The sequence below is a fragment of the Sphaerobacter thermophilus DSM 20745 genome, from assembly GCF_000024985.1.
GTDB classification, from domain to species: domain Bacteria; phylum Chloroflexota; class Chloroflexia; order Thermomicrobiales; family Thermomicrobiaceae; genus Sphaerobacter; species Sphaerobacter thermophilus.
Window position 1 is genome coordinate 161834 of record NC_013523.1, and the last position, 13234, is coordinate 175067.

At 68.9% G+C, this 13234-nt stretch carries 12 protein-coding genes; 6 read left to right on the top strand and 6 right to left on the bottom strand.

Annotated elements, in window-relative coordinates:
• The first annotated feature begins 2 nt into the window (after positions 1-2).
• The 3 genes from STHE_RS00710 to STHE_RS00720 all read left to right on the top strand — a co-directional run bounded on the left by STHE_RS00710 (position 3) and on the right by STHE_RS00720 (position 3176).
• Complete coding sequence (locus tag STHE_RS00710; RefSeq protein WP_012870632.1) at positions 3-1388, top strand: MurT ligase domain-containing protein; 1386 nt, start codon at positions 3-5, stop codon at positions 1386-1388.
• Between the two features lie 143 nt (positions 1389-1531).
• On the top strand, positions 1532-2260 hold the full coding sequence (locus tag STHE_RS00715) for a type 1 glutamine amidotransferase (protein WP_012870633.1): 729 nt from the start codon (positions 1532-1534) through the stop codon (positions 2258-2260).
• A gap of 166 nt (positions 2261-2426) precedes the next feature.
• Positions 2427-3176, top strand: a complete 750-nt coding sequence (locus STHE_RS00720) for a metallophosphoesterase family protein (RefSeq protein ID WP_012870634.1) — start codon at positions 2427-2429, stop codon at positions 3174-3176.
• A gap of 90 nt (positions 3177-3266) precedes the next feature.
• On the opposite strand, the gene trxA is transcribed toward STHE_RS00720, so the two are convergent.
• Positions 3267-3593, bottom strand: a complete 327-nt coding sequence (gene trxA / locus STHE_RS00725) for a thioredoxin (RefSeq protein ID WP_012870635.1) — start codon at positions 3591-3593, stop codon at positions 3267-3269.
• A 57-nt stretch (positions 3594-3650) separates the two neighbouring features.
• On the opposite strand from trxA, the gene STHE_RS00730 reads away from it, so the two are divergent.
• From STHE_RS00730 to STHE_RS00740, 3 genes are read left to right on the top strand one after another with little or no spacing between them, the layout of a single operon-like run.
• Positions 3651-4943, top strand: a complete 1293-nt coding sequence (locus tag STHE_RS00730; RefSeq protein WP_012870636.1) for a glycosyltransferase family 4 protein — start codon at positions 3651-3653, stop codon at positions 4941-4943.
• 12 nt (positions 4944-4955) lie between these two features.
• On the top strand, positions 4956-6125 hold the full coding sequence (locus STHE_RS00735) for a glycosyltransferase (protein ID WP_012870637.1): 1170 nt from the start codon (positions 4956-4958) through the stop codon (positions 6123-6125).
• Positions 6126-6165: 40 nt separating this feature from the next.
• Positions 6166-6735: a flavin reductase family protein gene (locus STHE_RS00740; protein ID WP_012870638.1), complete on the top strand. Its 570-nt coding sequence runs from the start codon at positions 6166-6168 to the stop codon at positions 6733-6735.
• 550 nt (positions 6736-7285) lie between these two features.
• On the opposite strand, the gene STHE_RS00745 is transcribed toward STHE_RS00740, so the two are convergent.
• The 5 genes from STHE_RS00745 to STHE_RS00765 form a co-directional block, all read right to left on the bottom strand.
• A complete protein-coding gene (locus STHE_RS00745) occupies positions 7286-8329 on the bottom strand; it encodes a multicopper oxidase family protein (RefSeq protein WP_012870639.1) in 1044 nt (347 codons plus the stop codon).
• Between the two features lie 121 nt (positions 8330-8450).
• Complete coding sequence (nirK, locus tag STHE_RS00750) at positions 8451-9554, bottom strand: copper-containing nitrite reductase (RefSeq protein ID WP_012870640.1); 1104 nt, start codon at positions 9552-9554, stop codon at positions 8451-8453.
• Between the two features lie 61 nt (positions 9555-9615).
• The gene (locus tag STHE_RS00755; RefSeq protein WP_012870641.1) at positions 9616-10230 is read right to left on the bottom strand and encodes a DoxX family membrane protein; all 615 of its coding nucleotides are present in this window, start codon (positions 10228-10230) and stop codon (positions 9616-9618) included.
• A gap of 610 nt (positions 10231-10840) precedes the next feature.
• A complete protein-coding gene (locus STHE_RS00760; RefSeq protein ID WP_012870642.1) occupies positions 10841-11491 on the bottom strand; it encodes a response regulator in 651 nt (216 codons plus the stop codon).
• Complete coding sequence (locus STHE_RS00765; RefSeq protein WP_012870643.1) at positions 11472-12950, bottom strand: GAF domain-containing sensor histidine kinase; 1479 nt, start codon at positions 12948-12950, stop codon at positions 11472-11474. The genes STHE_RS00760 and STHE_RS00765 overlap by 20 nt, the downstream gene beginning before the upstream one ends.
• Positions 12951-13234: the final 284 nt, after the last annotated feature.

Below are 13234 nucleotides of genomic sequence, written 5' to 3' on the forward strand. Positions count from 1 at the left end.
TGATGGACCCGCGACTCGCGCTGGCGGTCATGGCCGGGAAGGCAAGCGCGTTCCTCATTCGCCGGCTCGGCCGGGGCGGCGGGACCGCCGCACCCGGTGTGATCGCCAGCATGATCGACCCGGCGGTGCTCGACAAACTGGCGCGACAGGTGGACGGGGGCTGCGTCGTGGTGGCGGGCACGAACGGCAAGACCACCACGTCGCGCATGCTGGCCGGCATCCTGACGCAGTCCGGGCGACGGGTGATCCACAACCGCTCCGGCTCGAACCTGGTGCGCGGCATCACCGCCGCCTTTGCCGAGCAGTCGGCCCTTACCGGACGACCGCGCGGCGACGTGGCCGTGATCGAGTCCGACGAGGCGGCCTTCCCCGAGGTGGTGCGCCGCACCCGCCCGCGCCTGGTGCTCTTGCTGAACCTCTTCCGCGACCAACTGGACCGCTACGGCGAGCTGGATACCATCGCCACCCGGTGGGGCGAGACGCTGCGGGCACTGCCCGCGGAAGCGACCGTCGTCGTGAATGCCGACGACCCGGCCCTGGCGACGCTCACCGAAGGGCTCACGGCGACGCGCCGCACCTTTGGCATGACCGACGGCCGCTACCAGCTCGAAGACCTGCCGCACGCGGCCGACGCCGCCGTTTGCCGCCGCTGCGGCGCGCCACTCCGCTACGAGCGGCTCTTCCTCTCGCACCTGGGCGACTACACCTGCACGGCTTGCGGGTACCAGCGTCCCGCGCTCGACGTCGCGGCGCGCGACGTGCAGCTCTGCGGGCTGGAGGGGCTCACGCTCACGCTCCACACCGCGGACGGTCCGATCGCGGTCCGCGCCGGGGTGCCCGGGCTGTACAACGCGTACAACGCCCTGGCCGCCGCAGCCGCCGCGCTCACCCTCGGCGTTCGTCCCGAGGCGGTCACCGAGGGGCTGGAGCGCTTCCGCTCCGCCTTCGGGCGGATCGAGCGGGTCACCTACCGCGGCCGGAAGCTGGTGATCGTGCTGGTCAAGAACCCGGTCGGCTTCAACGAGGTACTGCGCATGCTGGAGATGGGCGGCGCGGCCCCGACGCTGATCCTGATCAACGACCTGGACGCCGACGGGCGCGACGTCTCCTGGCTGTGGGATGTCGACGCCGAGCGGCTGCTGGACGTGCCCGTGCCGCTCTACACCGGAGGTATCCGCGGGGACGACATGGCGCTGCGCCTCAAGTACGCCGGGATCCCCGAGGAGCGGCTGGTGCCGCTGGGCGACCTGCCGGACGCGCTCGACACCTTCGTGGACGACCTCCCGGCCGACGGCACCGGCTTCATCCTGCCGACCTACACCGCCATGCTGCGCCTGCGCGAGCTCCTTGCGGCACGTGGCGTGGTGCAGGCGTTCTGGGAGGAGTGAGGCGTGTTGTGTGTTCCGTGCTCCGTGATGCGTCTTGCGTAAGGCGCGAGACGTAGGCAACAGCAGCGGGTTTCAAACGCAACACGGAACACGGAATACGCAACACGCAAGACGCGATACACACTACGTCCTACGGAGCAGATATGAAGCTCACCATCTGCTGGCTCTACGGCAGCACCATGAACATCTACGGCGACCGCGGCAATGTGCTGGCGCTGGCGCAGCGCTGCCGCTGGCGGGGTATTGAGGCCGAGGTAGTCACGCTCGGCGTGGGCGAGCCGCTGGAGGCCGGCCGCTACGACCTCTTCTTCTGGGGCGGCGGGCAAGACCGGGAGCAGGTTGCCGTCGCCGCCGACATCAGCGGGCCGAAGGGTGAGGTGCTGCGGGCCGAGGTCGAGGCCGGCGTGCCGCTCCTGGCCGTCTGCGGCGGGTACCAGCTCCTCGGTCGTTTCTACCGGCCGCATGACGGGCCGGAGTTGCCGGGGATCGGCCTGTTCGACGCCTGGACCATCGCCGGGAACGAGCGCTTCATCGGCAACATCGTGGTCGACAGCGACGAGTTCGGCGAGGTGGTGGGCTTCGAGAACCACAGCGGCCGGACCTATCTCGGTCCGGGGGCTCGGCCACTGGGCCGCGTGCGCGTCGGCCGGGGGAACAACGGGGAGGACGGCACCGAAGGCTGCCGCTACCGGAACGCCATCGGCTGCTACCTGCACGGCGCGCTCCTGCCGAAGAACCCGGCGATCGCCGACTTCCTGATCGCCGCCGCACTGCGCCGCCGCTACGGGGAGGTCACCCTGTCCCCGCTCGACGACACCATCGAGGCCGCGGCTCGTGCGGCAGCTGTGCAGCGCGCGGTCGGGACGCGATGAGCGGCATCATACGTCATACGTCATGCGTCACCCGTCACCCGTATTGCGTATATCTCCCCTCTCCCCTGGTGGGCTCCGTCCGAGAGGGGCTGGGGGTGAGGGGGAAGATCGACGCATGACGAGTGACGTATGACGCATGACGCAATACGCAACACGGAGGTACACCATGCGGGTGGCGGTGATCTCGGATACTCACGGCAACCTGTACGCGCTCGACGCCGTGCTGGCCGATATCGACGCGACCGGGCCGTTCGATGAGGTCATCATGGCCGGCGACTTCGCCTTCGGCGGTCCGTTCCCAGCCGAGTGCGTGGAGCGCATCCGTGAGCGCGGCTACCGCGCGGTGCGCGGCAACACCGACGAGTTCATCGTCGAGGTCGCGACCGACGGCGCCCGGCCGGCGGGCGCGACAGAGGCCCAGCGGCACGGTCCGGCCCAGATCGAGATCGACCGCTGGGTGGTCGAACGCCTCACGGCCGAGCAGGTCGAGTACCTGGCCGGCCTCCCGCTCTCGTTGACGGTGCCCGACGAGCGCGGCGAAGCTCTTACCGTGGTCCACGCGACACCCTGGAGCAGCCACGACGTGCTGTCGCCGGACGCGCCGGAGGAGGCGGTGGCGCGGGTGCTCGACGCTGCCGGGACTGCTGCCGTCGGCTACGGGCACATCCATGTGCAGTACCAGCGGCGCCTCGACGGGCGGCTCATCGCGGCGGTCGGCACCGTCGGCCTGCCGTTCGATGGGGACCAGCGCGCGGGCTACGCTGTCTTCACCAGCGGACCCGACGGCTGGTCGGTCGAGTTCCGCCGGGTGGCGTACGACGTGGATGCGGCGATCGAGGCGACACTGCGCAGCGGTGTGCCGAACGCTGAGGGCGTCGCCGCGATCCTGCGCACGGCTCGCCCGGCCAACCGCTAGCTGCTGGATCAGGAGCACGGGCAGGCGAAACCGGGGCGGCGGGCTGGGCGGCCCACCGCCGGTGGTCCCGCTGGTTTGCCGGGGGTCCGGCTAGCTCAGGTGCTTTTCGATTTGCTGCAGCAGGCGCTGCTTCGGGTGGGCGCCGATGATCCGCTCGACCGGCTGGCCGTCCTTGTACAGGATCAGCGTCGGGATGCTGGTGATGCCCAACTGGGCGGCCACGCGTGCGTTCTCATCGACGTTGACCTTGGCGACCTTCAGCGAGCCGGCCTTCTCTTCGGCGATTTCATCGAGGATCGGTGCGACCATGCGGCACGGTCCGCACCAGACGGCCCAGAAGTCGACCAGGACAGGCACATCGGACTTGAGCACTTCCTGATCGAACGTGGCATCGCTGACCGTTACGGGCTTAGACATGCGCGAAACTCCTCCGTCACAGGGTGCCCACCAGCTCGTGGGTCTAGGTATGAGAACGTGCGGTGGACGGCCATCTATTCCACCACCAGCGCGGCCAGTTGCCCGGCTCCGCGGGCGCTTTCGGCCGGGGAGGGCTCTGGTATAATCCGACCCGACATGGACGTCGCGCACTGCCGGGTGGCCCTCGACGGCCGGTTTCTCCAACAGCCTACCACAGGAAGTGGTCAATATTCCTTGCACTTGTGGCAGGCGCTCGCCGCGACTGCGGACGAGCCGACTACGGTGTTGGTCCGGCCGGACCTGCCGATGCCGGTCGACCCGCAGCTCGGTGGGGGCGCTGCGGGAACGACCGACACGATCCGCGTGCCGATTCCGCCCTGGGTGCGGCATGACAAGGCCGAAAAACTCTGGTGGGAGCAGCGCGGGTTGCTGCGCGGCGCGCGGCAGGCTGGAGCAAGGCTGCTGCACGTTCCCTACTTCGCCGGTCCGCGATTCACCCGGCTCCCGCTTGTGATCACCGTGCACGATGTCATCCCGTTCATCTTCCCTGAGTACGGCGGGGGGCGTCTGATGCGCCTGTATCTCCGGCTGGTCAGTGCCGTCGCGCGACGTGCCGATGCCATCATCACCGACTCCGACTGCTCGCGGCGCGACATCACCGCCTGGCTCGGGATTCCGTCAGAGCGGATCCACGTCATCCCGCTCGCGGTTGATCCGGCGATTCGCCCGAGCGACGACCCGGAGACGGCGTCCGCGTTGCGCGCCCGCTACGGGCTGCCGGGGCCGGTGATCTTCAATGTGGGTGGGCTCGACGCGCGAAAGAACGTCCCCGTGTTGATCGAAGCCTTTGCCCAGGCTCTGCCCGACCTGCCGCCGGAGACACGCCTCGTCATCGCCGGGCGGGCGCACTCCGGGAACCAGCGGCTCTACCCGCCGCTGGAGCCGGTGATCCGCCGGCTCGGCGTTGAGGAGCGGGTCGTCCTGACCGGCTCGATTACGGACGAGGAGAAGGTCGCGCTCTACAACCTTGCCGATCTCTACGTCTTCCCCTCCCTCTACGAGGGGTTTGGCCTGTCGCCGCTGGAGGCAATGGCCTGCGGCACGCCGGTGATCGCGGCGAATCGCTCCAGCCTGCCCGAGGTTGTCGGCCAGGGCGGGCTGCTGGTCGACCCGACGCCGGAGCGACTGGCGGCGGCGATGGTGTCGGTTATGCGTGACGAGCGCCTGCGCCGCAGCCTCGCGCGGCGCGCCCTGGAGCAGGCTGAGACGTTCTCATGGCAGCGGACGGCTGAGCAGACCCGAGCCGTCTACCGATCGGTGCTGGCGAGCGCGACGCCGGCTCCCGCCTAGAGGGTGGCCACGGTGAAGATCCTCATGCTATCGAAGGCGCTGGTGACCGGCGTCTACCAGAAGAAGCTGGAAGAGCTGGCCCGGCTTCCCGGCGTGGAACTCATGGCGGTCGTGCCGCCGTACTGGCTCGAGGAGCGGGTCGGGGTGCTGCGCCTGGAGCGCCGCTACACCGAGGGCTACCGCCTCGTCGAGCTGCCGATGGTCTTCAACGGCCGTCACCATATTCATTTCTATCCACGGCTCGGCCGGATCGTGCGCGACTTCCGCCCCGACATCTTCCACATCGACGAGGAGCCGTACAACACGGTGACCTTCCACGCGTCGGTGCTGGGCCGCATGGTCGGCGCGCGCGTGGTCTTCTTCACCTGGCAGAACCTCTATCGCCGCTATCCGCCACCCTTCCGCCTGTTCGAGCTGGCCAACTACCGCATGGCCGCTGCGGCGGTGGCGGGAATCAACGACGCTGCGGAGGTATTGCGGCGCAAGGGCTATCGCGGACGGCTCGAGGTCATCCCGCAGTTCGGTGTCGACCCCGATCTCTTCCAACCACGATCCGATCCGCGCCCGCGCGACCTGCCGCGGATCGGGTACGCCGGCCGGCTGGTGCCGGAGAAGGGCGTCGACGTGCTGATCGACGCCTTCGCCCGGCTGCGCAACCGCGCGCAACTCCACATCATCGGCAGCGGCACGGAACGGACGCGCCTGGAGATGCAGGCGGGGGCGCTGGGCGTGCGCGACCGCGTGCTGTTCCGCGGCGCCGTCCCGGCGGCCGACATGCCCCAGGCGCTGGCCGAACTCGACGTGCTGGTGATCCCGTCCCGCACGCGGCGGAACTGGAAGGAGCAGTTCGGCCGCGTCATCATCGAGGCGATGGCGTGCCAGGTGCCGGTGGTCGGCTCCGACTCCGGCGAGATCCCGGGCACGATCGGCGACGCCGGGGTGGTCGTGCCGGAGGGTGACGCGGCGGCGCTGGCGGCGGCCCTCGACGACCTCCTGAGCAACGAGGAGAAGCGCCTGGCGCTGGCGCGGCGCGCGCGCCAGCGCGTGCTGGATCACTTCACGCAGCGGGCGATCGCCGAGCGATACTACCGGCTCTACCGGTCGCTGCTGCCGGTCGGGCGCGACGGCCAGGTCTGGGAACGGGTGCCGGACACGGAGGGCATCGAGCGCGTACCGCGCTAGCGGTACTCCGGACAGCCGTGTGGGGAGGGAGGGTGAGACGGTGGCAGAGAAGCGCGCGGTGGAGCCGCGGCTGGCGGCACGTATCCTGGAACCGGGTCCGCTGGTGCTGGTCACCTCGCTCTACCGTGCCCAGCACAACGTCATGACCGCCGGCTGGCTGCTGCCGCTGGGATTCGACCCGCCCCGGATCGGCGTTGCCATCCACCCGGGCCGGCTCACCCATGAGTTCATCAGCCGCAGCGAGGCGTTCGCCCTCAACGTTCCGACGATCGACCTGCTGAACGCCGTCCACCGCTGCGGTATCGAATCCGGTCGCGATGGCGACAAGTTCCTCACGGCGGGCCTGACGCCCACGGACGCGGCCGAGGTCGAAGCACCGCTCGTCGAGGAGTGCGTGGCCCACATTGAGTGCGGGCTGGTCGAACGCCTGTCCCTCGCCGACCACGATCTCTTCGTCGGCGAGGTGCTCGCGGTCTCAGCCCTCGACGAGCTCTTCTCCGACCGCTGGCTGATCGACGCCGACTCCCCGCTGCTCCACCACATCGCCGCTGACCAGTACGCCGGGCTGGGCAAGACCTACACCGCGCGCCTGGGAGAGGAAGAGGAGTAGGCTCGCCCTCTCCTCTCCTAAATAGCTTGGGATGTGCTGATTGGATCTCTGTGCGGTGGTTGGTGCCCGGGGCTGAAAGCCCCGGGCTGATGAGCGAAGCAGGCTTCAGCCGGCTGGGACACGGCAGGGGCCACACCCTGGCGGAAGGATGCTCGGAACCGGCACGTGCCTGGGAGCTTACCCCCAGGCACGTGCCATGACGCGGGAACCTTCTCGCTACCAATCTCCGATCTGGTCGACGGACGCGAAGGATCCCGCGCGGGAGCGACCACCCGCGTGAGATCCTTCGCTTCGCTCAGGAGGACACCCATGAGCGAGCGGGCTGTTGACAGGTGAATGAGGTTAGCACCTCCACGGTCATCAGCCGTCGGGCGAGGAAGCGAAGCCCACTGAAGGGGCTGCGGATGCAGCGCCCCGGCGGGAGGCCGAACCGGGAACGTCTGCATGTCGGCGCCACAGCCCCTTCAGTGGGCTTTCCTCCTTATCGGCGCGGCGGCGCTCGTCCCGGGCACCGGCTAACGCGGTGGGCCCCGTGGACCACCCGCCCCGCCTACTCCTCGACGATGAGCGCGGTCACCATGCCGAACATGCCGTGGTTGGACTCGGCGTGCGACAGGATGTGGCAGTGGAAGGCCCAGACGCCCGGCTCGGTGGCGTCCACGATCACGTCCCAGCGCTCGCCCGGCGCCACGTTGATCGTGTCGCAGTACCACGGCTGCGGTTGGGGATAGCCGTCCTTGGCGACGACGAGTTGCGGCATCCCGTGCAGGTGCATCGGGTGGGCCATCAGCCCCTCGTTCATATAGCGGATGAGCACCTTCTGACCACGCTTGGCTACCAGCGGCTTGGTGGCCGGGAAGCTCTTGCCGTTGATGGTGAAGCCGAGCGGGCCGTCGTTGAGGATCAGGGTGTACTCGACGTCATAGGCCGGGCGGGTAGACGGGTCCTTCGGCTCGACGATGAAGGCACCGAGCAACCCCATCGTCACCTGCTCGGCCGCGTTGTGGTGCGAGTGGTACATGTGCGATCCGGCGGGCTTCGCGACGAACTCGTACGTGAAGGTCTCACCGGGCCGGATCGGCGGCTGGGTGATGAAGGGCACACCGTCCATGCTGTTCGGGACCATCAGGCCGTGCCAGTGGACCGCCGTGCTCTCGTCCAGTTCGTTGGTGACGTGGATGCGGACCTTGTCGCCTTCGGTCACCCGGATCTCCGGCCCCGGCACCACGCCGTTGTAGGCCCAGGCTTCGACGACTCGCCCGGGCTCGGTCTCCCACTGCACTTTCTGGCAGGTCAGCCGGAAGACCTTGACATCGCCGTCCAGCTCATAGGAGAGCGGTTGGCCGCCGAGGCCCTCGGTCTCGGCTGGGAACGCCTTGACCCCTGCCTCGTGCATGCTGTCCATCTCCGCGTAGTCCTTCGTGGGGGTCGCGGCGGGGCTGCTGGTGTGCTCCATGTGGTCGTCGGCGGCTCGCGCTGCGGACGTCTCGGCCTCGCTGCAGCTCGCCAGAGTCAGGCCGGTCGCGCCGAGCCCCAGCGCGCCCAGCGCGCCGACGAAGCCCCGCCGCGAGAATCGATTCGTCAGGTCGATCATGGGTTCTCCTTCCCACTCCCCGTTACCGGGTTTGCCGTCCCGCGCCCGTTGGCGAGTCGTCCGGGCGCGGTTGCGGGAGGGTGACCGGGCGGTCACCCTCCCGCTTTCACCGTGGGCGGCGCTAGTGGCCGCCGCTCTGATCACCGTGCTCGATGACCGTGTAGACCTCGGGGTTGTCCGGGCCTTCGACCTGGAGGACGCCGGCCGCGCCCTTGGCCAGCCGGCCCAGGCTGTGATCCACCAGCGTGTAGTTGCCCGGCACCTCGACCTGGAACTCCACGATGGTCGCACCGCCGGCCGGCACCATCGTCGTCTGGACGTGGCTGACCCACTCGGCCGCGCCCTCCGGCGCCACCCGGTCGAAGACCTCACCGATCACGTGGAAGCTCGAGGTGAGGTTCGGGCCGCCGACCCCGAAGAAGATCCGCACCGTCTCGCCGGTCTTGGCCTTGAGGGCGTTGTCGCCCGTGAGCGCGCCGACCGAGCCGTTGAAGACCACGTAGTCGGGGTTCTCGGCCAGCATCTGCTCCATGTCGAAGCCGTGCAGGCCCTTCTCGCCGCGCTCGCCGCTCAGGTAGAAGTCGCCCTGCATCACGTAGAACTCGCGATCCACCTGCGGCAGCCCGCCCTCGGGCTCCACGACGATCAGGCCGTACATGCCGTTGGCGATGTGCATGGCGACCGGCGGCGTCGCGCAGTGGTAGACGTAGACGCCGGGGTGCATCGCCAGGAACTGGATGGTGGCCTGCTTACCGGGCGAGACGGTCGTCGCCGCGGCCCCACCGCCCGGGCCGGTCACCGCGTGCAGGTCGATGTTGTGCGGCGCCGTCGAGTCGAGTGAGTTCTTCAGCGTCAGCTCAACCGTATCGCCCTCCCGCACCCGGATCATCGGCCCGGGGACGGTGCCGTTGAAGGTCCAGAACTTGTAGGCGACGCCATCGTCGATCTCGGCCACGATCTCCTTGGCTTCGAGCTCGACCTTGACCAGTTGCGGCCCGCGGTCGCCCACCGGCGGTGCAACCTCCGGCTGGGGCATCCGCACCAGGTCCGCCGGGGCGGGCTCGACCGCCGAGGCGGCAGCAGCCGCGTGGCCGGCGTGGCTGTCGGCGGCCGGCTGCGAGATGCCGGGCAACCCGTAAGCGGCCGCGCCGAGTAGCAGCACCACCACGCTCAGCGCTGCGATGGCGATCCGCAGTGTTCGCTTGCTGAGATGTATCCGTGCCATCGTACCCTTCTTCCTGTCACGTCCCGGTGTGTACGTCATGTCTTCGTGTGTCCCGCCGACCTCAGCGGGGAATCTCTCCAACCGGTTCCCGGTCGCTCGCCCTGCCCCGCGCCCGCCGGCGGATCAGGCCGGGGCGCCAGGGTGTGCCCAGGACCGGGAGCAGCCAGCGGTCGAGCCCGATCCAGCCGGCCGTCTTCCAGGCCAGAACCAGGACGACGGCGAGCGCCGGCAGCAACGGGTCGACCGGCCCGGCGCCGACAATCAGCACGTTGATGCTGGCCAGGCAGTAGAGCGTGGCGGCCACGCCGGTCATCAGGCCGAGCAGCAGCGCGATCGCAACGAACGTCTCGCCGATGGCGATCACCTTGGCCGCCCAGGTGTAGCCGCCGGTGTCGAGCAGATACCCGAGCACGTGCCGGTACCAGTTGGAGCCGGAACCGGGCGCCGGGTTGGCCTCCACCACCCGCTCCCAATGGGCGCGCAGGGCGGTGCCGCCGCTCATCCACTCGGGGCTCTGGAGCTTGGCCCAGCCGGCCTCGAGGGCCTGCCAGCCCACGTAGAGGCGGACGGCCAGCCAGACCCAACCGAGGCGGACGTCGTTGAACAGCGTCCGCGCCAGGGCCGGGTCCTCAACGACCGTCTCGGGGAGCTGGATTGTGGCCTCGTGCCGTGCCATTGTCCTTGCGCCTCTCCGGGCCGCTGTATCGGCCCTTCTGGCATCAAGGCTAGGCGGGGAGGGGCTATCGCCCCACGACCTGGGGGGTAGTTCACGGGTGACCGGAAGGGGTGGGTTTTTCCCCACCCTGGTGGGTGAGAAAGCGGGATGGGCCCACCCATTGGGGTAGGTCAGGCAAGGGTCCGGAGCGTGGGCGTCTCGTGGGAACGGCCCTCACCCCTGGCCCATCTCCCAACCTTGGGAGAGGGGAGCTATCCGTAGGCTGGGGTGGCGGGATTCGCCGGGGGCTAAGCCGCCGGGTTGACAACGAAAGCCGGCTAGAGCCGGCTGAGGGCAGTGTGCCGACCGAGTGGTGGGAAGATCCTCGCAGCCTGGTGGGTGCCCGGGGATTTTTGTCCCCGGGCACATACCTGAATGGTGGATACCATACTACCGAGGGGTGAGCGCTGTTCCCCAGCCGGCTTTCCTTGTCAGCCCGGGGGTGAACCCCCGGACACGTGCCACCGCGGCGGGGCCTCTCACCCCCTGGCCGGCCGCTGGTACCCGTCAAGCGCGGTACGTCCTAACTGGATCAACCTGCCGAAGGCCACCAGGCGGGAGCTTGCATCCCCTACTCCTCCGGCGGCTCGACGAGGCCGTGGCGGAGGGCGTAGGCGATGACCTGGGCGCGGTTCTGGAGGTGGAGCTTGTTGAGGATGTTGCGGAGGTGGTACTTGACCGTGTTCTCGCTGACGAAGAGGCGGTCGGCGAGGTCCTTGTTCGAGGTCACGCCCTGCACCAGGAGCTCCAGCACCTCGCGCTCGCGCTCGGTCAGTTCCTCGGCGGTTCGCTCCGGGCGTGGGGCGGCTGGGCGGGCGAACTCGTTGAGCACCTTGCGCGCCAGTCCGGGAGTGAGGGCCGGTTGACCCTCGGTGACGCCCTGAAGCAGGTCGAAGAATTGTTCGGCTTCCAGGTTCTTGGGGAGGAAGCCCTCGGCCCCTGATTTGACCGCTTCGAACAGGTCGGCGTCATCTTCGGAGGCGGTGAGAACCACGACGTTGACGTCGGGCAACTCGGCGCTGATGAGCCGGGTTGCTTCCAGTCCGCCCATCACCGGCATCGTCAGGTCCATGAGCACGATGTCCGGGCGGAGCTGCCGGGCCAGCTCGACCGCCTCCCGGCCGTTGCGCGCCTCGGCCACGACCTCGACGCCGCGCGCCTCCAGCAGGCTGCGCAAGCCGTCGCGGAACAGGGCGTGGTCGTCAGCGATTATGACTCTCATCCACCTCTCCCTTGCTCGCTGCCGTGCTCACGGACTCGACGGGCCGGACATCAGCAGGGACGAATGCCGCTCCCACGGGCAACCGCACCGCGACGCGCGTTCCTTCCCCCGGTGCCGACCGAATCTCCAGGGTTCCGCCGACCGCCTGTGCCCGCTCGCGCATGGTGGCCAGGCCGAAGCGCGGGAAAGCGCTGCGGCCGATGGTTGACGGGTCGAAACCGGAACCGTTGTCTTCGACCGTCGCTCCGATCCAGCCGGCGGAGCGGTGAATGTGGACGGTGGCGCGGCTGGCCCCGGAGTGCTTACGCACATTGGCCAGAGCCTCCTGGATGATGCGCAGTAGTTGGAGCTCCGCGAGCGGCGAGAGCCTGAGGTCGGTGATGCCGGCCGGAGTGGTGCGGAAGTCGACGGGGATGCCGCTCTGGTCTTGCCAGCGCTGGAGGTAGTCCTGCAGCGTCTCGAGAAACTCGCGCTCCCGCTCAAGAGAGGTGCGCAGGCCGAGGATGTTCTCGCGCACGTCGGCGTAGGCGTCGCGTGCGGCCTGGGCGAGCTGGCCGATTTGCTCCGACGCCCGCTCCTGCTGGCCGTTGCGCAGGAGTTCCTGGGCCGCCTGAGCCTTCGTGTTGACGTAGCCGAGCACCTGGGCAAGGCTGTCGTGCATCTCACGGGCGATCCGCTCACGCTCCTCGGCGATGGCCAGCGCCTGCACCCGCTGGTGCAGGCGGGCGTTCTCGATGGCCAGGGCCGTCTGCGTGGCGAAGCGCTCCAGCCGCGCCTGGTCAGCGGCATCGAACTCCGACGCACCCTCCTTTTCCGTCAGGTAGAGGCTGCCCAGAATGCGGCCGTGCGAGCGGATCGGTACCGCCAGCAGTGAGCGCATTACCGGGTGATGTGGCGGGAAGCCGAACGAGCGAGGATCCTTGGTCACGTCCGGGATGCGGAGCACGACGCCGTCGCTCATGACGACCCCGAGCATGCCGTGGCCGACCGGCTCCGGGCCGATGCGCTCGCGCTCCTCCGGAGTGAGGCCGGAGGTGAGGAACGCCTCAGGCCAGCCCTCCTCGCTCAGGAGCGTAAGGGCGCCGTAGCGGGCACCGACGAGTTCCCGCGCCTCGTCGACCACCTTCTGCAGGACGGTTTGGAGGTCGAGCTGGCTGGTGATGGCGAGCCCGGCCTCGTGCAGCGCCAGGAGCTCCTGGTTCTGCTCGGCGAGGCTCGCCTGCATGCGGCCGATAACCTTGAAGATTGCCTCGGCGAAGAAGAGGGTACCGATCAGGACGATCCCGGCGAGCAGGAGGTAGCCCGGCCAGGAGTGGAACAGGCTGGGGTAGATGATGTGCCGCATCGCCTCCAGCGCGGCGAGGAAGACGACCGGCGCCAGGATCGCAACCCACTTGAGGCGGCGCAACTCCGGGGTGCCGCTGATGCTCAACCACGTCTGCCGGGATACGCCGTTCATCGCTGCGACCCTCCTGCCACGATTCTACCAGGGATTTTCCGCAGGCCGCGTCGATTCCAAAGGCGAGGAGCGTGGGCGTCGGGTTGAGCCTCGCTCGGTGAGAGCGGTCCTCATCCCCGACCCATTTCCCAACTTTGGGAGAGGGGGGTTACGCGCGGAGGACAAGCGAGACGCCCGCGCTCCTGAAGTCGTTGACCGGCGTGGGGTGCGCTGCTAGGATGCGAGGCATCCGATTGGAACAGATACCGTGCCGCCACCGGCGGCATGCCTCGGTGAGCGATGGA